The 23,235-nt window shown below is 71.7% G+C and carries 26 protein-coding genes; 7 read left to right on the forward strand and 19 right to left on the reverse strand.

The window, feature by feature from the left end; genetic code table 11:
* Window positions 1–11 precede the first annotated feature (11 nt).
* On the forward strand, window positions 12–290 hold the full coding sequence (locus AOM00_RS00435) for a hypothetical protein (protein ID WP_062515914.1): 279 nt from the start codon (window positions 12–14) through the stop codon (window positions 288–290).
* A gap of 14 nt (window positions 291–304) precedes the next feature.
* On the opposite strand, the gene AOM00_RS00440 is transcribed toward AOM00_RS00435, so the two are convergent.
* On the reverse strand, window positions 305–928 hold the full coding sequence (locus AOM00_RS00440) for a C40 family peptidase (protein WP_082096376.1): 624 nt from the start codon (window positions 926–928) through the stop codon (window positions 305–307).
* A gap of 192 nt (window positions 929–1,120) precedes the next feature.
* On the opposite strand from AOM00_RS00440, the gene pgi reads away from it, so the two are divergent.
* Together pgi and AOM00_RS00450 are read left to right on the forward strand one after the other, a co-directional pair.
* Window positions 1,121–2,800 (forward strand): glucose-6-phosphate isomerase, encoded by a 1,680-nt coding sequence (pgi, locus tag AOM00_RS00445; RefSeq protein ID WP_062515915.1) that lies wholly within the window; start codon window positions 1,121–1,123, stop codon window positions 2,798–2,800.
* A 115-nt stretch (window positions 2,801–2,915) separates the two neighbouring features.
* A complete protein-coding gene (locus AOM00_RS00450; RefSeq protein ID WP_156158953.1) occupies window positions 2,916–3,425 on the forward strand; it encodes a hypothetical protein in 510 nt (169 codons plus the stop codon).
* Window positions 3,426–3,434: 9 nt separating this feature from the next.
* On the opposite strand, the gene AOM00_RS00455 is transcribed toward AOM00_RS00450, so the two are convergent.
* The 5 genes from AOM00_RS00455 to AOM00_RS00475 all read right to left on the reverse strand — a co-directional run bounded on the left by AOM00_RS00455 (window position 3,435) and on the right by AOM00_RS00475 (window position 5,714).
* Window positions 3,435–3,665 (reverse strand): helix-turn-helix domain-containing protein, encoded by a 231-nt coding sequence (locus tag AOM00_RS00455; protein ID WP_062515917.1) that lies wholly within the window; start codon window positions 3,663–3,665, stop codon window positions 3,435–3,437.
* Window positions 3,665–4,141, reverse strand: coding sequence for a DUF2975 domain-containing protein (locus AOM00_RS00460; RefSeq protein WP_062515918.1), 477 nt, complete (start codon window positions 4,139–4,141; stop codon window positions 3,665–3,667). Before AOM00_RS00460 ends, AOM00_RS00455 begins: the two co-directional genes overlap by 1 nt.
* Window positions 4,142–4,194: 53 nt before the next feature.
* Window positions 4,195–4,839, reverse strand: coding sequence for a DsbA family oxidoreductase (locus AOM00_RS00465; protein ID WP_228373356.1), 645 nt, complete (start codon window positions 4,837–4,839; stop codon window positions 4,195–4,197).
* A gap of 81 nt (window positions 4,840–4,920) precedes the next feature.
* The gene (gene uraH / locus AOM00_RS00470) at window positions 4,921–5,241 is read right to left on the reverse strand and encodes a hydroxyisourate hydrolase (protein WP_062515919.1); all 321 of its coding nucleotides are present in this window, start codon (window positions 5,239–5,241) and stop codon (window positions 4,921–4,923) included.
* The gene (locus AOM00_RS00475; RefSeq protein WP_062515920.1) at window positions 5,238–5,714 is read right to left on the reverse strand and encodes a 2-oxo-4-hydroxy-4-carboxy-5-ureidoimidazoline decarboxylase; all 477 of its coding nucleotides are present in this window, start codon (window positions 5,712–5,714) and stop codon (window positions 5,238–5,240) included. The genes uraH and AOM00_RS00475 overlap by 4 nt, the downstream gene beginning before the upstream one ends.
* A gap of 23 nt (window positions 5,715–5,737) precedes the next feature.
* Between AOM00_RS00475 and AOM00_RS00480 the strand changes: the two genes are divergently transcribed.
* Window positions 5,738–6,298 carry a nucleotidyltransferase family protein gene (locus AOM00_RS00480; protein ID WP_062515921.1) on the forward strand — a complete coding sequence of 187 codons (561 nt, stop codon included), beginning with the start codon at window positions 5,738–5,740 and terminating at the stop codon, window positions 6,296–6,298.
* A 1-nt stretch (window position 6,299) separates the two neighbouring features.
* Here the strand turns inward: AOM00_RS00480 and AOM00_RS00485 are convergent, their stop codons facing one another.
* From AOM00_RS00485 to AOM00_RS00505, 5 genes are all read right to left on the reverse strand, one after another.
* Window positions 6,300–7,145 (reverse strand): PhzF family phenazine biosynthesis protein, encoded by an 846-nt coding sequence (locus tag AOM00_RS00485; RefSeq protein WP_062516086.1) that lies wholly within the window; start codon window positions 7,143–7,145, stop codon window positions 6,300–6,302.
* Between the two features lie 79 nt (window positions 7,146–7,224).
* Complete coding sequence (locus AOM00_RS00490) at window positions 7,225–8,517, reverse strand: allantoate amidohydrolase (RefSeq protein ID WP_062515922.1); 1,293 nt, start codon at window positions 8,515–8,517, stop codon at window positions 7,225–7,227.
* On the reverse strand, window positions 8,514–9,740 hold the full coding sequence (locus tag AOM00_RS00495; protein WP_062515923.1) for a pyridoxal-phosphate-dependent aminotransferase family protein: 1,227 nt from the start codon (window positions 9,738–9,740) through the stop codon (window positions 8,514–8,516). Before AOM00_RS00495 ends, AOM00_RS00490 begins: the two co-directional genes overlap by 4 nt.
* A gap of 27 nt (window positions 9,741–9,767) precedes the next feature.
* Window positions 9,768–11,348 (reverse strand): AtzH-like domain-containing protein, encoded by a 1,581-nt coding sequence (locus tag AOM00_RS00500; protein ID WP_062515924.1) that lies wholly within the window; start codon window positions 11,346–11,348, stop codon window positions 9,768–9,770.
* Window positions 11,345–12,433 carry an acetamidase/formamidase family protein gene (locus AOM00_RS00505; protein ID WP_062515925.1) on the reverse strand — a complete coding sequence of 363 codons (1,089 nt, stop codon included), beginning with the start codon at window positions 12,431–12,433 and terminating at the stop codon, window positions 11,345–11,347. Before AOM00_RS00505 ends, AOM00_RS00500 begins: the two co-directional genes overlap by 4 nt.
* 113 nt (window positions 12,434–12,546) lie before the next feature.
* Here AOM00_RS00505 and AOM00_RS00510 point away from each other — a divergent pair, with 113 nt between their 5' ends.
* Together AOM00_RS00510 and AOM00_RS00515 are read left to right on the forward strand one after the other, a co-directional pair.
* Window positions 12,547–13,251, forward strand: a complete 705-nt coding sequence (locus AOM00_RS00510; RefSeq protein WP_228373357.1) for a YoaK family protein — start codon at window positions 12,547–12,549, stop codon at window positions 13,249–13,251.
* 141 nt (window positions 13,252–13,392) lie between these two features.
* Window positions 13,393–13,839 (forward strand): Hsp20/alpha crystallin family protein, encoded by a 447-nt coding sequence (locus AOM00_RS00515; protein ID WP_062515926.1) that lies wholly within the window; start codon window positions 13,393–13,395, stop codon window positions 13,837–13,839.
* 147 nt (window positions 13,840–13,986) lie between these two features.
* On the opposite strand, the gene AOM00_RS00520 is transcribed toward AOM00_RS00515, so the two are convergent.
* Complete coding sequence (locus AOM00_RS00520) at window positions 13,987–14,580, reverse strand: gamma carbonic anhydrase family protein (protein ID WP_062516088.1); 594 nt, start codon at window positions 14,578–14,580, stop codon at window positions 13,987–13,989.
* A gap of 117 nt (window positions 14,581–14,697) precedes the next feature.
* Window positions 14,698–15,762 carry an SDR family NAD(P)-dependent oxidoreductase gene (locus tag AOM00_RS00525; RefSeq protein WP_062515927.1) on the reverse strand — a complete coding sequence of 355 codons (1,065 nt, stop codon included), beginning with the start codon at window positions 15,760–15,762 and terminating at the stop codon, window positions 14,698–14,700.
* A 227-nt stretch (window positions 15,763–15,989) separates the two neighbouring features.
* Between AOM00_RS00525 and AOM00_RS00530 the strand changes: the two genes are divergently transcribed.
* Window positions 15,990–16,538 carry a TetR/AcrR family transcriptional regulator gene (locus AOM00_RS00530; RefSeq protein ID WP_062515928.1) on the forward strand — a complete coding sequence of 183 codons (549 nt, stop codon included), beginning with the start codon at window positions 15,990–15,992 and terminating at the stop codon, window positions 16,536–16,538.
* 21 nt (window positions 16,539–16,559) lie between these two features.
* Here the strand turns inward: AOM00_RS00530 and AOM00_RS00535 are convergent, their stop codons facing one another.
* From AOM00_RS00535 to AOM00_RS00560, 6 genes are all read right to left on the reverse strand, one after another.
* Window positions 16,560–17,600 carry a LacI family DNA-binding transcriptional regulator gene (locus AOM00_RS00535; protein WP_156158954.1) on the reverse strand — a complete coding sequence of 347 codons (1,041 nt, stop codon included), beginning with the start codon at window positions 17,598–17,600 and terminating at the stop codon, window positions 16,560–16,562.
* A 57-nt stretch (window positions 17,601–17,657) separates the two neighbouring features.
* Window positions 17,658–18,476 carry a carbohydrate ABC transporter permease gene (locus tag AOM00_RS00540; RefSeq protein ID WP_156158969.1) on the reverse strand — a complete coding sequence of 273 codons (819 nt, stop codon included), beginning with the start codon at window positions 18,474–18,476 and terminating at the stop codon, window positions 17,658–17,660.
* Between the two features lie 56 nt (window positions 18,477–18,532).
* On the reverse strand, window positions 18,533–19,540 hold the full coding sequence (locus tag AOM00_RS00545) for a carbohydrate ABC transporter permease (RefSeq protein WP_062515930.1): 1,008 nt from the start codon (window positions 19,538–19,540) through the stop codon (window positions 18,533–18,535).
* Window positions 19,541–19,624: 84 nt separating this feature from the next.
* Window positions 19,625–20,962: an ABC transporter substrate-binding protein gene (locus AOM00_RS00550; RefSeq protein ID WP_228373358.1), complete on the reverse strand. Its 1,338-nt coding sequence runs from the start codon at window positions 20,960–20,962 to the stop codon at window positions 19,625–19,627.
* 263 nt (window positions 20,963–21,225) lie between these two features.
* Entirely contained in the window at window positions 21,226–22,302 is a 1,077-nt protein-coding gene (gene mnmA / locus AOM00_RS00555; protein WP_062515932.1) for a tRNA 2-thiouridine(34) synthase MnmA, read from the reverse strand.
* 102 nt (window positions 22,303–22,404) lie between these two features.
* Window positions 22,405–23,187, reverse strand: a complete 783-nt coding sequence (locus AOM00_RS00560) for an IclR family transcriptional regulator (RefSeq protein WP_062515933.1) — start codon at window positions 23,185–23,187, stop codon at window positions 22,405–22,407.
* Window positions 23,188–23,235: the final 48 nt, after the last annotated feature.

A 23,235-nucleotide genomic window follows, 5' to 3' on the forward strand; every position in this document is an offset into this window, starting at 1 on the left:
GGATCCCGGCCATGGCAGTGGTGAGCGACCGCATCGCGGAGCGTGCGGCAGAGGACTTCGGGCGCTCGGCGCCGCGCATCGTGAGCGCGCTCGAGCGGCTGACGGTGAGCGCGAGCCTCGACCGCGACCGGCTTCAGGCGGCGGTCCTCATCGCGGCGCGCGGCAACCTCACGCTGTTCGAGGACGCGCTCGAGCAGGCCCGCGACGACTGGCGCGACCTCCTCGACCGCGCGGGCCTGGCCGGGCACGACTGGGACGCGCGCCTGGACGAGGCGCTCGGCCTCGGCTGACGGCCTCCCTCGGCCTACAGCACCCGACGGATGCTCGTGGGCGTCGCGTAGACGTCGCGTTCCTGCACGTAGCTGCCGCGGTACGGGGCGTCGATCATCCTCCCGTCGCCGAGGTAGATGCCGATGTGCGTGCCGTTGTCGAAGATCAGCAGGTCTCCCACCTCCGCCTCGTCGAGCGACGCGACCTCGGTGCCGATCCGGCCCTGATCCTTCGCGACGCGCGGGATGTCGGTGATGCCCAGGTCCTTGAAGGACAGCTGGACCAGGCCCGAGCAGTCGAGACCGCCCTCGGACAGCGACTCCCCGCCCCACACGTAGGGCGTGCCCAGGTACTGGCGCGCGGCCTCCACGAGGTCCTGGCCGGTCGACCCGGACGATGCGGCGGTCGCGTCGCTCACGGCGGTCACGGCCCGCGTGGCGATCGAGGAGGACGCGGCGGTGGCGGCACCCGCGTCGAGGGACGTCAGCGCGCTCTCGTAGGCGCTCGCGAAGTCGGGCTCTCCGGACGCGACGGTGGTCGCCACGGCGGACGAGGTCAGGGGCTGCTCGAGGGTCGCCATCACCGGCTGCGGCTGGATCATCGAGCGGATCTCCGCGATGCGTGCCTGGATCGAGGGCATGGCGGTGATCGAGGTCATGGTGCGCCTCCGGCGTCGTTCATGGGCGGCCGATCCGTGGCGCGGGGGCGAGCGATCCGTGCTCGCCCCTTCCCATCGGCCCGGCGACGGGCAAGTTGAGGCGGACCACGCCGAAAGGCGTCGGACCGCGGACGATGCGCGACGACCCCAGGTCCCACGCGCATCGCCCCCAACCCGACTAGCCTGGCAACCGTGACTGCACCTATCGATCCCACCGCCACCTCCGCCTGGGCCGAGCTGGCCGCCATCAAGGACTCGTTCACCCCGGACCTCCGCGGGTGGTTCGCCGCCGACGCCGACCGCGTCGCGCGCTACTCCCTCCCCCTCGCCGACCTCCACGTGGACCTGTCCAAGAACCTCGTGACCGACGAGATCCTGGCCTCGCTGGTGAAGCTGGCCGAGGAGACCGGCGTGGCCTCGCGCTACCAGGCGATGCTCGCGGGCGAGCACATCAACACCACCGAGGACCGCGCGGTGCTCCACACCGCGCTGCGCCGCCCCGCCGGCTCCTCCCCCGCGCTGACGGTCGACGGTCAGGACGTCGACGGTGACGTCCAGTCGGTCCTGAGCGCGATCGACGCCTTCGCGGAGCGCGTGCGCTCGGGCGAGTGGAAGGGCGTCACCGGCAAGACCGTGACGCACATCGTCAACATCGGCATCGGCGGCTCCGACCTGGGCCCCGTGATGGTCTACGAGGCCCTCGAGCCCTACGCGACCGCGGGCATCGAGGCGCGCTTCGTGTCCAACATCGACCCCACCGACATGGGCCAGAAGGTCAAGGGCCTCGACCCCGAGACCACGCTCTTCATCGTCGCGTCGAAGACCTTCACCACGCTCGAGACGCTCACCAACGCGCGTCTCGCGCGCGACTGGCTGTGGTCCTCGCTCGAGGCGGCCGGCGTGCCCGTGGGCACCGACGCGGAGAAGGACGATGCGGTCGCGCACCACTTCGTCGCCGTCTCCACCGCGCTCGACAAGGTCGCGGCCTTCGGCATCGACCCCACCAACGCCTTCGGGTTCTGGGACTGGGTGGGCGGCCGCTACTCGGTCGACTCGGCGATCGGCCTCTCGCTCGCGATCGCGCTCGGCCCGGACGTGTTCCGTGAGCTGCTCGCGGGCTTCCACGCGGTCGACACGCACGTCGCCGAGACCCCGCTCGAGAAGAACGTGCCCGTCCTCATGGGGCTCCTCAACGTCTGGTACTGCAACTTCCTGGGCTCGCAGTCGCACGCCGTGCTGCCGTATGCGCAGCAGCTCCACCGCTTCCCTGCCTATCTGCAGCAGCTCACGATGGAGTCCAACGGCAAGTCGGTCATGTGGGACGGCTCCCCCGTCACCACGGACACCGGCGAGATCTTCTGGGGCGAGCCCGGCACCAACGGCCAGCACGCGTTCTACCAGCTCATCCACCAGGGCACGCGCCTCATCCCCGCGGACTTCATCGCCGTGGTGAACCCGGCGTACCCGCTCGAGGACGGCGGTCAGGACGTCCACGCGCTGTTCCTCGCGAACTTCCTCGCGCAGACCAAGGCGCTCGCCTTCGGCAAGACGGCCGAGGAGGTCGAGGCGGAGGGCACCACCGGCGCCCTGGTCGCCGCGCGCACGTTCGCGGGCAACAAGCCCACGACGTCGATCTTCGCCCCGTCGCTCACGCCGTCCGTCGTCGGACAGCTCATCGCGCTCTACGAGCACATCACCTTCACGCAGTCCGTGGTGTGGGGCATCAACGCGTTCGACCAGTGGGGCGTCGAGCTGGGCAAGAAGCTCGCGCTCGAGATCGCTCCGGCGATCGAGGGCGACGATGCGGCGCTGTCCGCGCAGGACGCGTCCACCCAGGCGCTCATCGCGTACTACCGCGCGAACCGGGCCTGAACCGGACGTAGCGAAGGGGGTCGGCCCGCCGGGGCCGGCCCCCTTCGTCGTCGCCCGTGCACGCCCCCCGAAATGGGGGATGGACAGCACTCTGACCAGGCCATACGTTCCGTCCATGAAGAGTCGAGGACGACTTGCATGGCCCCTCGTGGCCGTCGCCGCCATCGCCGGAGGCCTGATCTGGTTCGCCTTCACCCTCGCCGACGATGGAGAGGTGGGAGACCAGAACCACACGATGCGGGACGTCGAGCTGATCGACGGCCACTTCGACGGTGATCCCGTGACCGTGACCGCGACGCTCACGGCGAGGTCGAACGGGTGCGTGACCTCCGTGGTCGACGGCACCGCGCGCCTCACGTTCTGGCCCGAGGGCACCACCATCGAGGAGGACGAGGACGATCCCACCGCCTCCATCGTCACGCTCGACGACGGCACCACCCTGCGCGCGCATGCCACCGACGGCGATACCTTCACCGCGACCGTGATCGAGGACTCCGCGCCCGACGAGCCCATGCTCTCGATCGACGGCACGCCGTACGAGCGGATCGCCTACTACCTCTCCAGCTGCCACCTCGAGGGACCCGCGATCGCGATCCCGGAGCAGGGCTCGATCACCGTCGAGTGACCGTCGGGGTCAGCTCGCGGGCGCGCCCGGCTCGACGTCGGGCTCCCAGCGCAGGATGTCCCCCGGCTGGCACGCGAGCACCTCGCAGATCCGCTCGAGCGTGCTGAACCGGACGGCCTTCGCGCGGCCGTTCTTGAGCACCGCGACGTTCGCCGACGTGAGCCCCACGGCGGCGGCGAACTCCCCCACGGGCATCTTCCGGCGGGCGAGCATGACGTCGATGTCGACGACGATCGGCATCAGATCACCTCCGCCAGCTCCGCGCGGTCAGCGATGGCGGTGGCGAGCAGGCCACGCATCACGACCATGAGCAGGACGAATGCGCTCCCCGTCACCATCGCGACCATCATCCCCAGCGGGACCCCGGGACCGCCGAGCCGCTCGAACAGGAGCAGATGCCCTGCGGTCGCCACCACGATGCCGGCGGCCGTCCCCCCGCACCAGATGATCGCCTCGACCCACCGCAGCGCGCGAGCCGTGTAGATGCGGCCGGACTCGACCATGGTGAGCAGCGCCCAGATGCACGCGACCGCGATCTGGAAGCACAGGATCGCCGCGATGCCTGCGATCGAGTACGGCACCACCAGATGCTCCACCTCCGGAGCCTCCTTGCCGTTCGCCTGCGCGATGAGCACCACCAGGACCTGGCCCAGGAGCGACCCGGCGAGGATTCCGACGAGCAGGAGGCGGAGCCAGGCGATGACAACGGATCTCATCTCTCGATGATCGATAGATAAAGATCGTTTGTCAATAGGGACGCCGCGAGGCGTCAGGACGCCGCGCGGGCCTCGCGAGCCTTGGACAGCGCGAGCGCGAAGGTCTCGACGGGCTGCGCGCCCGAGACCGCGAACGCGCCGTCGAACACGAAGAACGGCACGCCGGTGGCGCCGTAGGCCGCCGCCTGCGCGACATCCGCGTCGACCGCGTCCCCGTAGGCGCCGGTGGAGAGCGCGTCGCGCACCTCGTCGGCATCGAGCCCGACCTCGGCCGCGAGGGCGACCAGGGTGTCGTGATCGGAGACCACCGCGCCGTCGACCATCTGCGCCTTCATGAGGCGCTCCTTCATCTCGACGCCGAGCCCGTGGGAGTGCGCCAGATGCAGCACCCGATGCGCATCGCGGGTGTTCGCGGACATGTAGGCGTCGAAGTCGTACGCGATGCCCGCCTCGGCGCCGAGGTCCACGAGCCGCTGGTTCATCTCACGCACGCGCTCGGGGGTGGTGTTGAACTTCTTCGCGAGGGCCTCGGCATGAGGGGTCGCCTGGTCCGCAGGGATGCCCGGGTCCAGCTGGAAGCTGCGGTACCGGATGGTCACGTCGTCCCCGGAGGCGGCGACCGCCTCCTCGAGGCGACGCTTGCCCAGGTAGCACCACGGGCACGCGATGTCGGACCAGATGTCGATGTTGATGCTCACGCATGGATTATCGCAAACAGTGCCGGAAAAATTCCATGACGCGTCAACTTCCGTCGACTGCGAGGGACGATGGCGCGCGCGTCAGCTTCCGCGGTAGGTCGAGTACCCGAACGGGCTCAGCAGCAGCGGCACGTGGTAGTGCTCGTCGCCAGCGATGCCGAACGCGATGCGCACCTCGGGGTAGAACGTCGCGACACCGTGATCCGCGAACCAGTCCCCCGTCGCGAACACCAGCTGGTAGGTCCCGGGGTGCAACGACTCCGGCCCGAGCGACGGGACCCGCCCGTCGGCGTCCGTCACGCCCGTGCCGAGCTCCTCCATGCCGTGCATCAGCCGCACGTGCAGGCCGGCGGCGGGCCGCCCGTGCACCGAGTCGAGCACATGCGTGGTCACGTGGCTCATGCGGCCACCTCCCCATAGGTCGCGCGCAGGCGCAGCAGGGCGATCCCGCGCAGCTGGTCGGCCACCTCGGCGAGCTCGACCACGTCGTCGTTGAGCAGCCGGCGCTCGAGCTCCGCGACGATCTCCTCGCGCGAGCGCCCCGCGGCCCTGATGAGGAACACGCGATCGAACCGGGCCTCGTATGCGCGGTTGCCCTCGGCCAGCCGCGCGGCGAGCACCGCATCGTCCGACGCGGACGAGGCCTGCTCGGAGGCGGAGAACCTCGCCTCCGCGTCCACGCCCGCGCGTCGCTCCCCGATGCGGGGATGCGCGGCGAGCGCCTCGTCGACCTCGCCGGGCGACAGCGGGGTCGCGGCGGACACCGCGGCGCGCTCCAGCGACAGCAGCGACGGATAGGCGCGCGAGGCGAGCTCGTCGGCCCATCGGGACACGCGCAGGCACGCGAGAAGGTCCTCACGGGTGGGTTCGATCATCGTCCCTCCTTACGATGTCCAGTATGGCCAACGGACTCGTCGGAGTGGTGCTCGCCGCGGGGGCGGGGTCGCGATTCGGCGGCCCCAAGGCCCTGGCACGTGACGATGCGGGGGCCTGGCTCCCCCGCGCGTGCGACCTTCTCAGCGGCGCGGGCTGCGAACCCGTGCTCGCGCTCTTGGGAGCCGAGGCGGACGAGGCCCGCCACCTGCTCCCGCGCGGGGCCCACGGCGTGGTGGTCGCGCGCTGGTCCGAGGGCATCGGCGCGAGCCTCCATGCCGCGCTCGAGGTGGCGCAGTCGGTGCACGCGGGCGCCGTCCTCGTCACGCTCGTGGACCTCCCTTCGCTGGCGCCCGAGGCCGTCGCACGCGTGGTCGAGCGCTGGACCGGCGATCCCCAGGTGCTCGCGCGCGCGGTCGACGGCGACACCCCTGGCCATCCGGTCCTCATCGGGGCGGCCCACCTCCGACCGCTCCTCGCCACGGTGGGCGGGGGCCGCGGCGCGGCCCACTACCTCGAGGCGCATCACGCGGAGGCGGTCGACTGCACGGGCCTGGGCGTCGCGACGGACGTCGACACGCCCTGACTCACACCTCGATGGTGCCGCGCACGCACACCTCGGTGGCGCCGCCGATCCACAGGTCCTCATCGGCGGGGGTCACGTGCACACGCCCGCGGCGACCCATCGCGGTGCCCTGCGCCGCCACGTAGGGAGCCTCGATGCGGCCCGTCGAGACGAGCCACTGCCCCAGGGACGCGTTGAGGGACCCGGTGACGGGGTCCTCGCGCAGCCCGGAGCCGTCGGAGGTGAAGAAGGCCCGCACCTCGACCGCGGTCTCCGCACCCTCGGGGTGCGGCCCCACCACGCCGATGAACCAGTCGCCCGGATGACCGGCCGCGTCGGGCACGAGCGCGAGCACCTCCTCCGCCGAGGCGAGCTCGATGCCCACCCAGCCGGGGCCGTTGTCGACCCAGTGCGACGCGACAACGCGGTCACGCTCGATGCCCAGCACCGCGCAGAAGCCCGCGAGGTCCTCCTCCTCGACGTCGCCGGTGCGCAGCGGCTCGGGCGCGGCGAAGGCGAGCCGCACGTCGTCGTCCCAGATCTCGATCAGGCCGATCCCGCACTCCTGGACGATGCGCCTGGCATCGCGCGGCACGCCTCCCGCGTCGAGCCACGCGCGGGCGGTGCCCAGCGTGGGGTGACCGGCGAAGGGCAGCTCCGCGCTCAGCGTGAAGATGCGCACGCGGTAGTCGGCCTCCGGGACGGTCGGCTCGAGCACGAACGTGCACTCGGACAGGTTGGTCCACACGGAGATGGCGGCCATCTGCGCGTCGGTGAGCCCGTCGGCGCCCAGGATCACCGCGACGGGGTTGCCGGAGTACGGACGGTCGCCGAAGACGTCGACCTGGCGGAAGTGGAGGGAGGTCACGCGACCACGGTAGGCACGGACGATGCGCCCGGCCAGGTCCGCGCGCGCCGCGGCTGGCACCACATCGTGCAGGCCCGGGTCAGGCCGGCGTGCCGTCCGTCATCCGCTGGGCGACCGCGAGCACCGCGGCCTCGAAGGCATCGATCGCGAGCGCCACGTCCTCGACCGTGACGGTCTCGTCAGGATGGTGGCTCACCCCGCCGTTGCCGTTGCGCACGAAGAGCATCGCGTACGGCGCGAGCGACGCGATCGCCATCGCGTCGTGGCCCGCCTTGGACAGGAGCTCCATAGGCTCGCGCTCGCCCGTCGCGACGGTGACGCCATGCTCGATCGCCTCGCTCAGACGCCGCTCGGTCGAGGTCGCGCGCGCCTCGTGGCGCAGATGCTCGGTGAATGTGAGGCGGCGCTCCCCCGCAGCCGCGACGGCGCGCGCGCGGATCTCCTCCCACGCCTTGTCCCGATCCGCGTCGGTCGCCGCGCGCACGTCGAGCGAGAAGTCGGCGCGGCCCGGGATGACGTTCGCGGCGCCGGGAAGCACCGCCATCTGTCCCACCGTCCCGACCACGCCGTGCTCGAGCGCGACCTGCTCGACCGCGATCGCCGTCTCCGCAGCGCCCAGCAGCGCATCGCGCCGATGGCGCATCGGCACGCCGCCCGCATGGCCCGCCTCGCCCTCCATCGCGAGATCGAAGCGCTTGGCGCCCATGATCCCCGACACCACACCCAGGGGCCGGCCGGCATCGAGCAGCAGCGGGCCCTGCTCGATGTGCGCCTCGAGGTAGCCCACCACCGTCGCCGGGTCGAGCGCCGCGCTCGCGACCTCCTCGGGGTCGAGCCCGAACGAGGCGAGCGCATTCCGCAGCGTCACCCCCTCGCCGTCGGGCAGGTCCAGCCACGCCGGGTCCCACGTGCCGGCCACGGCGCACGATCCCAGGAGCGTCCGCCCGAAACGCACGCCCTCCTCATCCGCGAAGCCCAGCACCTCGATCGCGAACGGAAGCATCACCCCGTGCGCATGGAGACGCCGCACCACCGCGATCGCGATCATCACCCCGAGGATGCCGTCGTAACGGCCCGCATCGGGGACCGTGTCGAGGTGCGAGCCGAGCAGCAGCACGGGCGCGTCGGGCGTCGCACCCGGGTACGAGCCGCGCGCATTGCCCGCCTGGTCCTGCCACGCGCGCATGCCCGCGCCCTCGATCCACTCGGACACCTGCGCATTCGCGGCGGCGTGCTCGCGCGACAGGTACACGCGCTCGATGCCGCCCTCCATCGAGGAGATCCCCGCGAGCACGTCGCAGCGCCGCAGCGCCTCGCGGGCGTCCTCGAGCGACGCACCCGCGCTCGCGGCCGCGCGCCGCGCGCGCCTCATGCGGCACCGCCGTAGACGTCCATCGCGGCGTCCACCCCGCCGCCCGCCGGGACAGGGTGGCCCTGACGCCGGAGCACCGACTCGAGGGACGCGAGCGTCGTGAGGACGGCATCGGTCCGGGCGTTGTAGCCCATGGTGCCGATGCGCCACACGCGCCCGGCGAGCGGGCCGAAGGAGGTCCCGATCTCGATGCCGAAGTCGCGCAGCATCGAGCCGCGCACCGCCTCGCCGTCGATGCCGTCGGGGATGACCACGCCGACCACGTTGGCCATCCGGGACGCGCGGTCGCCGTACACCTCGAGGCCCAGCCCCTCGACGCCGGCGAGCATCGCGCTCCCGTGGAGCCGGTGACGCTCCTGGTAGGCAGGCAGCCCGACCTCGAGGATGATCCGCGCGCACTCGCGGGCGCCGTAGAGCATGGTGGTCGCCTCGGTGTGGTGGTTGAGCCGCCGCGGGGACCAGTAGTCGAAGATCATCGCGAGGTCGAGGTAGTTGGACCGGATCGGGTGCGCCGTCACCGGATCGCCGTCGTCGCGGATCCCTGCCTCGATGGACCGCCTCGCCTCGATCACCTCGACCGCGCGCGCGGAGAACGTCGCCGGCGCGGACCCCGAGGGGCCGCCCAGGCACTTCTGCAGGCCCGCGGTCGCGGCGTCCACGCCCCAGGCATCGGTGGGGAACGGGTTCCCGCCGAGCGTCGCGGTGACGTCCGCGTAGAGCAGGCAGTCGAAGCGGTCGCACAGCTCGCGCAGCCCGTCGAACGGCTGCATCATCGTGGTCGAGGTGTCGCCGTGGACCATCGCGAGGACCTTGGGACGGACGCGCTCCATCGCGGCCGCGATGTCCTCGATCGGGACCACCGTGCCCCACGGCGCGTCCACGGTGTGGACCTCCGCGCCGCACCGCTGCGCGATCTCGACCAGCAGGTGCCCGAAGCGTCCCATGACCGGCACCAGCACGCAGTCGCCCGGCTCGAGCAGCGACACGAGCGCCGCCTCGATCGCGCCGCGGGACGTGGTGTCCACCAGCAGCGTCTGCTCGTTCGCGGTCTCGAAGACGGAGCGGTACAGGCCCATGACCTCGTTCATGGACTCAGTCATGAAGGGGTCGTACTGGCCCACCAGCTGCGCCGACATCGCTCGCAGGACGCGCGGGTCCGCGGTGATGGGACCGGGGCCCATGAGCAGGCGCGCGGGCGGGTCGATCGGGCCTGGCAGGGACATGGGGCCTCCGCGAAATGTTGATGTGACTTACACAGTGTGCCCTGATGATGTTTCGCCTGGATTGCGCAGCGCGGCCTCGAGCGCGAGCCCCAGGTCGATCAGCGCAAGCTCCGAGCCGACCGGACCCACCAGGCACATCCCGACCGGCCCATCAGGGGTACCGAGCAGCGGCACCGAGAGCCCGGGACGCCCCGTGAGACCCGCGATCGCGGTGATGCTGAGCGTCGCGCGACGGCGCGACTCCAGCTCGGCCCCGTCCGCGTCGAGGCGCGGCGCCGCCGATGCGGCCGAGGGCACCAGGAGCACGCGGTCACCGAGCTCGAGGTCGAGCCGGGCGGCAAGGAGCCCCGCATCGGCGACCGCATCGGCCTCCTGGTCCTCCGTGACGCTCCTGGCGAAGTCGAAGCGGTCCTGCACATCGGGCGCCAGCGCGCCCGGGTGCGCCTCGACCCAGGCGCCGTCCGCCCTCCACGCCTCGGCGGACTGGGTGAGGCGGAAGGCGAGCAGGAGGTCGTCGAGCGCCGGGACGTCGACGGGCGAGACGTGGAGGCCCGCGCCGGCGAGCGTGCCGAGCGCCCGGTCGAACGCGTCCCGCACGCCTGCCGCGCACGACATCATCACGGCGGGCGCGGCCAGGTACGAGGCCGCCGGCGCGACGGCGGGACGGCCTGCGAGCCCGACCTCGGCGACACGGCGCATCGTGCCGCCGTCGCGCGTGAGCCAGCCGGCGGTGTCGTACCGCGGGGCGAGGGGCGCGACCCGGTCGAGGCTCACCGCACCGTGGGAGGGCCGCAGCCCCCACAGCCCCTGGTACGACGCCGGCACCCGGATGGAGCCCGCGGTGTCGGTGCCGAGACCGATGCTCGCCTGACCCGCTGCGACGGCCGATGCCGGCCCCGAGCTCGATCCCCCGGGGATCGCACCCGGCACGGCGCCGTTGGGCGGCGTCCCATAGTCGGGGTTGAGGCCGGCGATCGAGTACGCGAACTGATCCGTCTGCGCGATCCCGAGGACATCGGCACCCGCATCGAGCAGCGCCTGGACCGCAGGCGCTGTCTCCGGCTCGAGGGGCGCCTCGGCGAGATACGCCTTCACGCCCACACCGATGCGCTGGCCCGCGATCGCGAACAGGTCCTTGACCGCGACGGTCTCGCCCGCGAGCGGTCCGCCGGGCGTGCCCGCGACCAGCGGCGCCCCTGCGACACGCCAGATCCGGGCATCGAGGGCCGGCGCAGGCGCGGTGACATGGGCGGCGGCGATGCGCCACGCGCCGTCGGGACCCCGCCTCCACAGCTGCGTCACCAGTCCCCGCCCGCCGCCCGCCGGGGCGTTGACGGTGGTGACGTGCGCGGCATCGTCGCCGGCGAGATGGATCCGCATCTCGTCGAGCCCGCGCGCGCCCGCACCACCGCGGCGCGCCCGGAAGCCCGTGATCCGCTCGTGCCCCACGAGCAGACCCGCGCGATCTCCGCGCAACGTCGAGCCGCCGGGCTCGAAGGCGGCGGCGAGCGCGTCCAGATCGTCGTCCGCGAGCGCCGCCTCGTACGCGAGCACGGCCTCGACCAGCCCCTCCGGAGCCGCCGCTCCCCCCTCGACCACGATGTTCATCTGACCTCCTCGAAGTCGGCGCGCCGGATGCGGGCGTGGACGCCTGTGACCAGGTCCACCACCTGCGAGATCTCGAAGTCCGTGGCGGCGGACAGGTACGCGTACGCGAGGTGCGGCGCCATCCCGTACCGGGCGCCCAGCAACGCGATCGCCTGGCGCACGCACGCCCGCATCGCCTCGTCCAGGTCCGCGTCGAGCCCGGTCGGCATGAGGTGCGTCGCATCGGCCGCGAGCGGTGTCGCCAAGGCGCCGAACTCGCGCGCGGCCGCGTCCGCATCGAGGACGTCGAGCCGGATGCGCACCCGCAGCGACGCCTCGAGCGCCGTGAGCGCGACCTCGCCGTTGCCCTGGGCGAAGTGCGGATCGCCCACGTACGCGAGCGCGCCCTCGACCTGGACCGGGATATGAAGCGTCGCGCCGGCCGTGAGATGGCGGATGTCGATGTTGCCGCCGTGCGGCCCCGGCGGCACCGAGTGGGCCCGCTCGGGGGTGTCGGTCGCGACGCCCATGATCCCCAGGAAGGGCGCGAGCGGGAAGCTCACGGAACGCTCGCCGCCCTCGGTCAGGGGCAGGCGGCCGCGCCACTCGCCGGAGGAGTCGGGCGCGATCGGGGTGAACACCGAGACGTCGTCCGGCCCGGCAGGCATCTCGCCGGGCAGGGCACCGCGGCCGTGGCGGTTCGAGATCACGCCGTAGGGCACGCGCGGGGTCGCGTCGAGCAGCGTGATCGCGAGCAGGTCCCCCGGACGTGCGCCACGCACATCGATGGGCCCGGTCACCACGTGCGGACCGTCGCCCTCGGCCCGCGAGCGGCTCGCCGCGATCGCGACCGCGTCCTCGAGCACGTCCTGCGGCGCGACGCCATGGCGGGCGAAGAAGGCGAGCGGATCCGACCCCTGATCCGGGAGCAGGCCCTCGTGGCTCACGGTGTCGACCACCACCTCGGCACCGGGGTCCACCGTCAGGACGGGGGCATCGTCGCGCGCGGGAAGCCTTCCCCAGTACACCTGCGCAGGGTCCGCGGCGAGGTACGGGGACCCGTCCACGCCTCGACCCGGCTGCAGTGTCCCCTGGTAGTCCCCCATGCGGTGTCCCCTCGGTGGCCGTTCCACGCCGTGCCCTAGTCTTGGGCCGAGACTACAGCCGCCCCGCGTCGCATCCTCGGATCCCGACCGGGGCCGTCCCCATCGGAGGTCCCGTGCTCGACCGCATGCGCCGCAACCCCGCGAGCGCCCATCTGGGCCTCATGCTCGCGCTCACGTTCTCGACCGGCATCATCGACGCCGTCGGCTACCTGGGGCTCGACCGCGTGTTCACGGGCAACATGACGGGCAACGTGGTCATCCTCGGCATGGGTCTCGCGGGCGACACCGGCCTGCCGGTCGTCGGCCCTCTGATCGCGCTGGCCGCCTTCATGGGCGGCGCCGCCGCCGGGGGCCGGGCGCTGCGTGGCGCCGAGGCCGCGTGGACCGCTCGCCACACGGTGCTCTTCGGTGCGGTCGGGCTCGTGATCGCGGCGGCCGCGGTGCCGGCCTCGCTGCTCGAGCCCGATGAGACCGCGCTGCAGTACGCGATCACCGCGGCGCTGGGTCTCGCGATGGGCTGCCAGGCCGCAGCGGCCCGCCACGTCGCGGTCAAGGACGTCACCACGGTGGTGGTGACGTCGACCATCACGGGGCTGGCCTCGGACTCGGTCCTCGGGTCCGGCGGCGGGCAGCCGTGGAAGCGCCGCGCCGGCGCGATCGTGCTCATCGGCGCCGGCGCGCTCACCGGCGCGCTGCTGCTCAAGGCGCACATCGGGCTCGGGATGGCGCTGTCCGCGATCCTCACCCTCGTGGTGGCATGGCTCGGCCATGTCTCGCACCCGAGCCGGCTCGCCCGCCTGCCGTACGACCAGGACTGAGAAACACCTCCTTACCAGGACGAAGAATCAGACTTGAGCCTTTGGCGCTCAAGTCTTATCCTGGCCTTGGAGCGCCACCGAGCGCTCGCCCGTAAGGGCGCCAACCCTTCCGGGCCACCCATCCTTGAAGGAGGTCAGATCATGGCACGAGAGGTTCTTCGTCGTTCGGTTCCGGCCGCTGCCGCGAGCCCGTGGCCGGACGATTTCCAGCGCATCGTCCAGCAGTTCTTCGGCGACACCGACACGTCGCTCGCGGGAGCCTTCTCCCCCGCCCTCGACGTCGAGGAGACCGAGGACGGCTTCACCATGCACATCGAGCTGCCGGGCGTGAAGCCCGAGGAGGTCGACGTCTCGCTCGAGGAGAACGTGCTCACCGTGTCCGGCAAGCGCGACTTCTACGACGAGAAGGACGTCGAGGGCTTCCGTCGCGTCGAGCGCCGCTTCGGGAGCTTCCACCGCGCCGTCCGGCTGCCCGACCGCGTGGACCCCGACCAGGTCGCCGCGACCTACAAGGACGGCCTGCTCACGGTCACGGTCGCCAAGTCCGAGGCCGCGAAGCCGCGCCGCATCCAGGTCAGCACCGACTGACCTTCGCTGAGGCCCGGGGGCCACGCTCCCGGGCCTCGGCCCGCCGCGGCGCCCGCGGCTGCATCGGCGTCCCGGCGGAGCGGCCCATCGACGATGCGACGCCGCCCATGGCCGGGCGCACGGGCGACCGCTCCATCGAGCAGGCCGTCACCCGACGATCTCGTCGTGCGCGTGCGCCCCGTAGAACTCGCTCTGGCTGCGCAGGATCTCGCGCATGGTCGACTCGCGCTCCATGCCGTACACCGTGCCGGTGAAGTCGAGGTCCTGCTGGATCGCCCAGACCTCCTCGTGCTTCTCGGGCGGGAGCATCGACGCGGGAGAGCCGACCGCGATCCACCCGATCGGCACGATGGTGCCCTTCGCGAGCGTCGTGTTGACCTGCACCACGCCACGGATCCGGACCTCGCATCCGGACTCGATCACCGCGCCGGGGAAGATCGCGGCGCCCGTCGCGAGGAAGCACTCGTCCCCGACCCGCGCGCCGTTGAGGTGGACGTGAGGGCCGATCACCACCGCGTCGCCGATCTCGACATCGTGCCCCGCGCGCGCCTTCACCACCGCGTTCTCCATGACCACCACGTCGGAGCCGACCGCGATCCGGCCGTTCTCCGCGGTGAGCACGGCGCCGTGGAGGATGCGCACCCCTGGACCGAGCGTCACATCCCCGGAGACCACCGCCGTGGGGGCGACGGTCGCGGTGGGGTCGATGACGGGCGTCTTGCCGAGGTGTCTGACGATCATGCCGACCATCGTAGGTACCTGCCCCGACACGCAACAGGGGCCCGGGGCTCGCGCCCCGGACCCCCGCTCCCTCTCAGCGTGGCCCCGGTCCGGTCGGACCGGCCGCACGTTTGCCTGTCAGGCGGCGGACCAGCCGCCGTCGGACGGGAGGATCGCGCCGTTGAGGTTCACGCCGTCGTCCGACAGCAGGAACGTGATCGACGCCGCGAGCTGCTCGGCGGCCACCGGCGTGGGCAGCACCGCCATCGCGGTGGTGATGCGGTCCTGCGCGAGCGGAGAGTCGAACCGCGCCTCGATGTTGGTGATGACCGGGCCGGGGGCGACCGCGTTGACGCGGATGCCCGACGGGCCGTAGAGGAACGCGGTGCTCTTGGTCATGCCGACCACCGCGTGCTTGGAGGCGGTGTAGGCGACACCCGCCGCCGAGCCGCGCAGCCCCGCCTCCGAGGCGACGTTGACGATCGAGCCCGCGCCCGCCTCGAGCATGCGCGGCAGCACCGCGCGCGACAGCCGCATCACGCCCTCGACGTTGACCGCGAACACGCGCGACCAGACGTCGTCCGAGACGTCATGGAGCCCGGTCATGTTGTCCATGATCCCGGCGACGTTCGCGAGCGCGTCGATGCGGTCGCCCGCGGCGTCGAGCACGCGCGCGATGTCCGCCTCCTGGGTGACGTCCGCGGTGACCGTGGTGATGTCGAGCCCGTCGAGCTCGGCGGCGAAGCCCTTGAGGCGCTCCTCCGAGATGTCGAGCGCGATGACACGACCGCCCTCGCGGGCGACGCGTGCCGCGGTGGCGCGCCCGATGCCCGAGCCCGCACCGGTGACCACCACGGTCTTGCCGGTGAAGCGGCCGTCGGTGATCCGCTCCTCCCACTCGGGGGCCTCGGCCGGGGCGGGAGGCTCGACGGCCGCCTCGGGAGCAGGAGCGGCAGGGAGGGACGATGCCGCGGGGTCCGCGGCGCGGCGCGCGGTCTCCGCGATGAGACCGTCGAGCAGCTCCTGGCTGAAGCGGCCGCCCGAGATCTTGACGAGCTTGTTCATCGAGAAGCGCTTGACAGGCGCGAGGGTGCGCTCGGACTGGCCGGCCTCGGCGAGCATCTCGCGCATCACCTCGCCCGCGACGGGGTGGGCGAGCCAGTCGGCGACCTTGGTGTCTCCGGTGGGAAGGGTGGTGGGCATGACTTCCTCTCAGTGGGGGCTGGAGAGACTGCGCACGGCGCGCGAGGCGTGCGATGCGCGGACGGCTCCGGGGAAAGCCGAAGGGAGGATGGCCGGATCACCCGGTCCCGGGACGCGGCGCACCTCGCGCGTCGCGCACCCTGCATGGGACAGGCCTCGGCCGACCATGATGCTCCCTCTGCTACCGGACAACTCTGTCCGGTGCCCCCAGCCTATACATTCGAGCCATGGTGACCAAGGCGAACCGCGGGCCGAGCGCCGCGGCGGAGAACCGCGCCGCGCTCGTCGCCGCGGCACGCGACGTGTTCGCGGAGCAGGGGGTCGACGGCCCGATCTCGGCCGTGGCCCGCCGTGCAGGCGTCGGGCAGGCGAGCCTGTACCGCCACTTCCCCACGCGCGAGTCCCTCGCGTACGCGGTGTTCGAGGAGAACCTCGACGCGATCGAGGCCCTCGCGGCCGACCCGACGGCGACGCTGCGCGACGTGACGGACCTCATCACCCATCAGATCGAGGGCAGCGCCGCCGTCATCGCCTTCGCCTCCCGCGACGAGCGCCCAGAGATGCGCGCCCTCGAGCGCAGGACCGCACGCGCGATCACCGAGAAGGTCGACGCCGCCCGCGCCGAGGGCGTCCTCGCGGAGGGCACCAGCGTCGACGACCTCATGCTCGCGATCGGCATGATGTCCTCGCTCGTGCTGGGCCTCCCGGCGGCCGCGCGCCATCCGCGGATCGAGCAGGCCTGGGACCTGCTCATGCGGGGCCTGGGCCCCAGCTGAGGCGACGCGCGCCTCCGCCTGTCAGGCGGATTCGCGCACCACGAGCTCGAGCGGCATGATCAGCTCGCGAGGCACGCCCTCGTTCCCGCGCAGGACCTCGATGAGGGTGTCCGCCATATGCCAGCCCATCTGACGCGACGGCTGCCGCACGGTGGTGAGGCCCACGGCGGTCGACACGGCGGCGGCGCTGTCGTCGAAGCCCACGATCGCCAGGTCCTCGGGGATCCGCAGGCCGCGGTCGAGCAGCACCGGGATCGCGCCCGAGGCCATGAGGTCGGAGGCGATGAAGACGCCGTCGACGGGCTCGCGCCAATCGAGGATCTCGCGCATCGCGTTCGCGCCGCCGAACATCGTGAAGTCGCCGTCGACCACGGGACCCGCGGCCACGCCGGCCGCGTCGAGCGCTCGCCGCCATCCCGCGAGGCGGTCGAGCGAGCTCTGCATGGTCAGCGGCCCCGCGATGGTGGCGATCCGCCGGCAGCCGCGGTCGATCAGGCGCTGCGTGGCGATCGCACCGCCCGCGACGTTGTCGACGTCCACCACGTACGTGTCGGAGCCCGCGATCGCGGAGCGCCCGCCGTAGACCACGGGCAGCGACTCGGTGAGGCGCCGCAGGAACCTGTCGCTCGTGTGGTGCGAGACCACGATCGCCCCGTCGACCGCACCGCCGCCGAGGTAGCGCATCGTCTTCCCGCTCGGGTCATGGTTCGCGATCATGAGGTTGAGGACGTAGTCGGAGTCCTCGAGGCGGGCGTCGATGCCCGCCACGATCTCCGCGAAGAAGAGGTCCCCGAAGAAGCGGTTGACGTCCTCGGGAGCGACCAGCGCGATGGCCTGGGACTGCTGGCTCGCAAGCGAGCGCGCGGCCCGGTTGGGCACGTAGCCCAGCTCCTGCACCGCCTTGCGGACGGCCTCCGCGATGGGCGGGGAGACCGACGTCGAGCCGTTGACCACGCGCGACACCGTCGCGCGGGAGACGCCGGCACGGGCCGCCACGAGCTCGAGCGTGGGCGGCGGGGTACGCCCCGGGACGCTCATGCGAGGCTCCTTGTCGGCGGGCATGGGGCCATCCTTGCGGATGCCGCACCATGCCCGCCGCAGGCGCGAGGCATGTCGCGCCTAGCCCTTCACCGCCCCCGCCATGATGCCGGAGACCAGCTGGCGCCCGGCGAACATGAACAGGAGGAGCAGCGGCACCGTTGCCAGCAGGACGCCCGCGAGCACGAGCGAGTAGTCGACGAAGTAGTTCGCCTGGAGGATCGACAGCGACACGGGAAGCGTCGGGTTGCTCTTGTCGAGCACGATGTACGGCCACATGAAGTTGTTCCAGCTGGTCACGAAGGTGAAGAGGAACAGCATCGCGGCGGCCGGGCGTGCGGCCGGCAGGCCCACATGCCAGAACGTGCGGATCATGGAGCAGCCGTCGACGCGCGCGGCCTCGATGAGCTCGGTGGGGAGCGCCTGCGAGATGTACTGCGTCATCCAGAACACGCCGAACGCCGTCACCAGGCCCGGGATGATCACCGCGCCGACGTTGCCGGTCCACCCGAACTTCTGCATGAGGATGTACAGCGGCACGATGCCGAGCTGGACAGGGACCGCCATGGTCGCGACCACCGCGATGAGCAGCGGGCCCGAGCCCTTGAATCGCAGCTTCGCGAAGGCGTAGCCCGCGAGCGTCGAGAGGACCACGGTGGAGACCGAGACCGACGTCGACACGACGATCGAGTTCCACAGCGCCTTCCAGAAGTTCACCGCGGGGTTGTTCATGACCGTCGAGGCGTTCTCGAGGAAGTTGCCGCCCGGCCACCACGACAGGTTGGGGTCGTTGATGGTGAAGCGGTCGCCCGAGGCGATGAGGAAGGACCAGTAGAACGGGAACACCGAGGCGATGAGGAAGATCGCCAGCGCGGCGTACGTGAACCAGCCGGGGCGCATCGTCGAGACGGCGGCCGCGCCCTTCTTGGCGCGCTTGAGGGGGTTGGCGATGGCGGTCACTGGGACACCTTCTTCCGCTTCGGCGCCTTGGCGCCGGTGTCGCTCGCGATGAAGCGCTGCGTGATCACGAAGTTGAGCAGGCCGAAGGCGACGATGATGATGAACAGGATCCATGCGACCGCTGCGGCACGGCCGAAGTCGAAGTCGACCCAGCCCATGTTGTAGAGGTACAGCGTGATGGTCTCCCACTGGTGGTTGGAGCCGCCCTGGCCGTTCGTGTCGTACATGCGCGGCTCGTCGAAGATCTGGAGGCCGCCGATGGTCGACGTGATGATGACGAAGATCATGGTGGGGCGGATCTGGGGAAGCGTGACCGAGAAGAAGCGGCGGACGGTGCCCGCGCCGTCGATCGCGGCGGCCTCGTACAGGTCGCGCGGGATGGCCTGCATCGCGGCCAGCAGGATGAGGGCGTTGTAGCCGGTCCAGCGGAAGTTGACCATGGTCGCGATCGCGAAGTGGCTGGGGATCACGTCGACGTGCCAGCGGATGCTGTCGATCCCGAAGTCGTTGAGCACGGAGTTGATGAGGCCGTACCGGTCGCCGAACATGTTCGAGAAGATGAGCGCGACCGCGACGGGGGCCACCACGTAGGGCAGCAGGACGCCCATGCGCCAGAAGGTCTTGGCGCGGATGTTCTTGTCGAGCATGGCCGCGATGAAGGTCGCGATGATGATCTGCGGCACGGAGGACAGCAGGAAGATCGAGAAGGTGTTGCGCAGGGAGAGCCAGAACTCGCGGTCCTGCAGCACGAACTGGAAGTTCTCGAAGCCGGTGTAGGTGCCCGTGTTGCGCACGAGGTCCCAGTCCTGGAACGAGATGACCGCGGTGTAGACGATCGGGAAGAGCCCGACGAGCGCGAAGACGATCCAGAACGGCGCGATGTAGAGGTACGGCGAGAGCTTGACGTCGAGCCGGCCGAGCCGCTGGCGCCACGTGAGCGGCGCGCGGCGGCGCTCGTGCCCGCCGGGCGCCGGTGCCTGGGTCTGGGGGGTGGTGGTGGTCATGAGGTGCTTCCCCTGGTGGTGATGACGGATCCGACGAAGGGTGCGGGCCGCCTCCCGAGGGAGACGGCCCGCACCGTGGGCGTCTTAGCCGAGCGCCTCGACGTCGGACTCGAACTGCGCCCAGGACTCGTCGGCGGACATGGTGCCCTCCTCGACGCGACGCAGGGCGTTCACCATGGCGTCGTTGACCTGGAAGTAGTGGGCACCCTTGTACGGGGCGACCGCCACCGCAGCGGCACGCTCGGTGAAGATCTTGCCGGTCTCCGCACCACCGAAGAAGTCGTTCGTGGCCCCCTGGACCGCGTCGGACTCGGAGGCCTCAGGCTGGCTCGGGAACGCACCGACGTTCGCGAAGGCCTTGGCCTGCTGCTCGGGAGCCGTCAGCCAGGCGGCGAACTCGGTCGCGGCCTCGACGTTGGCACCGTTGCCGGGGACGGTCAGGTACGAGCCGCCCCAGTTGCCGCCGCCGCCCGGGAAGGCGTCCGCGATGGCCCAGTTGCCGTCGGGGGCGTTGCCCGCGATGACACCGAGCATCCAGGACGGGCACGGCATGACGGCGAAGTCGCCGTTGGCCATGCCGGCCGCCCAGTCGTCGCCCCACTGCTGGAGGCCGGCCGAGATGCCGTCAGCGGTCGCCTGCGTCAGCGTGTCGTACATCGCCTTCACGTCGGCGTTGTCGAGCGCGATGATCGAGTCGTCGTCCGGGCTCTCGTACGGCGCCTCGAGCTGGCCGATCATGGCCTGCAGGATCGCGGGGGTCTCCTCGAAGAAGCCCTTGCCCGTGGCGTCGGAGTACTGCTTGCCGAGCGCCATGAAGTTGTCCCAGTCGCCGTCGAGCGCTGCAGCCATGGCCTCCGGCGAGGAGTCCATGCCGGCCGCGTCGATCGCGTCGACGTTGTAGCAGATCGCCTCGGGGCCGATGTCGGTGCCGTAGCCGATCAGACGGCCGTCCTTGTCGGTCGCCGCGTCGGTCTTCCACTGCAGCCAGCGGCCGTCGAGCTCGGAATTCGACAGGTCCGCGAGGAGGTCCGAGTACTGCATGGCCTCGGGCAGCCAGTCGACCTCGATCGCCTCGACGTCGGCGAGGCCGCCGGGGCCCAGCTTGGTGAAGAAGTTCTCACGGGCCGTGTTCGAGGTGTCGGCGACGTTGTAGACGATGTCGACGTTCGGGTGCAGCTCCTCGTACTCCGCGATGAGGTCGTACTGGTAGTCGCCGCCCTCGGACTCACCCGAGTAGCCGAACTGGTTGAAGGTCGCGAGGGTCAGGGTGATCTGCTCCTCCGAGGTGGAACCGCCGTCGGTCCCGCCCGCGGTGCTGGAGCTCTCCGGGTCGCTGCTGTCGCTGCAGCCCGCGAGAGCGAGTGCAAGGGTCGCGGCTCCCGCGGCGAACCCGAGGGTGGTCTTGCGTCGTGAGAGGCTCACGTTCACTCCTTTGTGTCCGTACTGCTGTGTGGTGAGCATGAGAGCGCTCTCGCTGTGAGAGCGCTCTCTCGCATCGCCATCAAGGTATTGCTCCCCGCAGCGGCTGTCAAACCGTTTCGACCGCGGTTCGGCATTCGTGTCCGAAACGTTACGAAGCCGTGACCGGCGCGTCGCCTTCCGGTGCGGCGCGTGGCCTCTCGCCACTGAAATACCTCGTAGATATGCCTTTCCATCGATGTGAACATCGACGTCCGGAAGAACGCTCAGCGCGTGATGGTGGCCTGCCCCAGGACGCGCGAGCCGCGGTAGATCACCAGCGACTGCCCCGCCGCGACACCCCGCATCGGCTCCGTGAGAGCGACGTTCACGCGCCCGTGATCACGTTTCACGGTGGCCGCCACGGGCGCGCCATGCGCCCGCACCTGCACCTCGCACGCCGTGGGCTCCGTCGCCGGCACGTCCGGCGCGAGCCACACCTCGGCGTCGCCCACGAGCTCGCGGACGCTCAGCAGGGTCTCCGGCCCGACCGTCACCACGTTGCGTGTGGTGTCGATGCCGGTGACGTACCGCGGCGCCCCGTCCGCGGCGGGACGCGGCAGACGCAGACCCTTGCGCTGGCCCACGGTGTACGCGTAGGCGCCGCTGTGGGCGCCGACCACGGCTCCCGTCTCATCGAGGATCTCGCCCGGCCGCTCCCCGAGCTCGCGCGCGAGGAAGCCCTGCGTGTCGCCGTCCGCGACGAAGCAGATGTCGTACGAGTCGGGCTTGTTCGACACGCCCAGGCCGCGTGCGACCGCCTCGGCGCGCACCTCCGCCTTCGACGCGGTCGCGCCGAGCGGGAACATCGCCCGGGCGAGCCGCTCGGGGCCCATCACGGCGAGCACGTAGGACTGGTCCTTCGCGAGGTCCGCGGCGCGGTGCAGCTCCCGCCCCCCGTCCGCCCGCACGTCGATGCGTGCGTAGTGGCCCGTGCACACGGCGTCGAAGCCGAGGGCGAGGCCGCGCTCGAGGAGCGTGTCGAACTTGATGTGCTCGTTGCAGCGCACGCACGGGTTCGGCGTGCGACCGGCGGCGTACTCGCTGAGGAAGTCCGCGACCACGGTGTCATGGAACTCGTCGCTGAGGTCCCACACGTAGTACGGGATGCCCAGCCTGTCGGCGGCGCGTCGCGCATCGTTCGCATCCTCGATGCTGCAGCAGCCGCGCGATCCCGAGCGGTGCTCGGCGCGGCTGCGCGACAGCGCCATGTGGACGCCGACCACATCGTGCCCGGCGTCGACCGCGCGCGCCGCCGCCACGGCGGAGTCGACCCCGCCTGACAGGGCGGCGAGCACGCGCATGGGGACCTCCAAGGAGACGGACGCGTCAAGTGTACGAGCCGCTGCCCGACACGCCTCCGCCGCCTCGGGGAGGTCCGACGGGGCGGATCCGCGGCGGGGCGGTCAGCGGCGGCCGATGCGGCGCTCGAGCTCCGACGCGTCCCGCGCGACCGCCTCCACGAGCCGTTCCTTCCGCTCCCGGTCCACCCGGTCCTCGGGGAACGTCACCGCGATCGCCGCGACGGGCCATCCCGCATGGTCGCGCACCGGCACGGCGACGGACGCGAGCCCCGGGGTGACATCGCCGTCCTCCTCGGCATGGCCCCGGTCCCTCGTCGCCTTCACCAGCGCCTTGAGCGCCCCGTAGCTGTGCGGTGAGCCCGCCGGGGAGCCGGCGAACGCGTCGCGCCCCGGGAACGTCGCACGGATCTGCGCATCGGGGAGGGCCGCGAGCAGCGCCCGACCGGTGGCGGTCGCGAGCGCGGGGAGCCGCACCCCGACGTCGGTGATGAGCGGCGGCCGTCGTGGGGCGCGCTCCTCCACCAGGTAGACCACGTCGCGGCCGCTCAGCACGGCGAGATGCGCGGACTCCCCCACCCGGTCCACGAGCGCCGCGAGCACCGGCGCCCCCAGCCTCGCGAGCGGCTGCTGGCGCGAGAATCCCGAGCTGAGCTCGTACGCCGCGACCCCGAGCCCGTACCGGCCCTCCTCCGGCAGATGCACCACGTAGCCGTGGTCGATCATCGCCGCGAGCTGGCGGTACAGCGAGGCGCGCGGGATCGCGAGCGCGGCCGCGAGCGCGCCGGCGGTGACGGGGCCGCGCTGACGCGCCAGGAACGTGAGCAGCGCGAGCGCCTGGTCCACCGCCGGCGCCGCCGGACGTCCCGCGTCGCGTGTGTCAGCCATGCGTCCAGTCTCACATATGAGACACGACTGGCCCGGCTCGCGCCTCGC

The organism is Demequina gelatinilytica (assembly GCF_000971115.1).
Lineage (GTDB): Bacteria > Actinomycetota > Actinomycetes > Actinomycetales > Demequinaceae > Demequina > Demequina gelatinilytica.

Bases quoted from the DNA above. Each gene is read 5' to 3' on its own strand.
- AOM00_RS00540 (WP_156158969.1), bottom strand. From the start codon at position 18,476: ATGCGCCCCGGCTGGTTCACGTACGCCGCGCTGGCGATCTTCCTCATC.
- AOM00_RS00450 (WP_156158953.1), top strand. From the start codon at position 2,916: ATGAAGAGTCGAGGACGACTTGCATGGCCCCTCGTGGCCGTCGCCGCC.
- AOM00_RS00530 (WP_062515928.1), top strand. From the start codon at position 15,990: ATGGTGACCAAGGCGAACCGCGGGCCGAGCGCCGCGGCGGAGAACCGC.
- AOM00_RS00520 (WP_062516088.1), bottom strand. From the start codon at position 14,580: ATGATCGTCAGACACCTCGGCAAGACGCCCGTCATCGACCCCACCGCG.
- AOM00_RS00455 (WP_062515917.1), bottom strand. From the start codon at position 3,665: ATGCCGATCGTCGTCGACATCGACGTCATGCTCGCCCGCCGGAAGATG.
- AOM00_RS00505 (WP_062515925.1), bottom strand. From the start codon at position 12,433: ATGGGGGACTACCAGGGGACACTGCAGCCGGGTCGAGGCGTGGACGGG.
- mnmA (WP_062515932.1), bottom strand. From the start codon at position 22,302: ATGCGCGTGCTCGCCGCCCTGTCAGGCGGGGTCGACTCCGCCGTGGCG.
- AOM00_RS00560 (WP_062515933.1), bottom strand. From the start codon at position 23,187: ATGGCTGACACACGCGACGCGGGACGTCCGGCGGCGCCGGCGGTGGAC.
- AOM00_RS00435 (WP_062515914.1), top strand. From the start codon at position 12: ATGGCAGTGGTGAGCGACCGCATCGCGGAGCGTGCGGCAGAGGACTTC.
- AOM00_RS00460 (WP_062515918.1), bottom strand. From the start codon at position 4,141: ATGAGATCCGTTGTCATCGCCTGGCTCCGCCTCCTGCTCGTCGGAATC.
- AOM00_RS00495 (WP_062515923.1), bottom strand. From the start codon at position 9,740: ATGTCCCTGCCAGGCCCGATCGACCCGCCCGCGCGCCTGCTCATGGGC.
- AOM00_RS00480 (WP_062515921.1), top strand. From the start codon at position 5,738: ATGGCCAACGGACTCGTCGGAGTGGTGCTCGCCGCGGGGGCGGGGTCG.
- AOM00_RS00440 (WP_082096376.1), bottom strand. From the start codon at position 928: ATGACCTCGATCACCGCCATGCCCTCGATCCAGGCACGCATCGCGGAG.
- AOM00_RS00545 (WP_062515930.1), bottom strand. From the start codon at position 19,540: ATGACCACCACCACCCCCCAGACCCAGGCACCGGCGCCCGGCGGGCAC.
- AOM00_RS00515 (WP_062515926.1), top strand. From the start codon at position 13,393: ATGGCACGAGAGGTTCTTCGTCGTTCGGTTCCGGCCGCTGCCGCGAGC.
- AOM00_RS00535 (WP_156158954.1), bottom strand. From the start codon at position 17,600: ATGCCCGCCGACAAGGAGCCTCGCATGAGCGTCCCGGGGCGTACCCCG.
- AOM00_RS00475 (WP_062515920.1), bottom strand. From the start codon at position 5,714: ATGATCGAACCCACCCGTGAGGACCTTCTCGCGTGCCTGCGCGTGTCC.
- AOM00_RS00490 (WP_062515922.1), bottom strand. From the start codon at position 8,517: ATGAGGCGCGCGCGGCGCGCGGCCGCGAGCGCGGGTGCGTCGCTCGAG.
- AOM00_RS00500 (WP_062515924.1), bottom strand. From the start codon at position 11,348: ATGAACATCGTGGTCGAGGGGGGAGCGGCGGCTCCGGAGGGGCTGGTC.
- uraH (WP_062515919.1), bottom strand. From the start codon at position 5,241: ATGAGCCACGTGACCACGCATGTGCTCGACTCGGTGCACGGGCGGCCC.
- AOM00_RS00525 (WP_062515927.1), bottom strand. From the start codon at position 15,762: ATGCCCACCACCCTTCCCACCGGAGACACCAAGGTCGCCGACTGGCTC.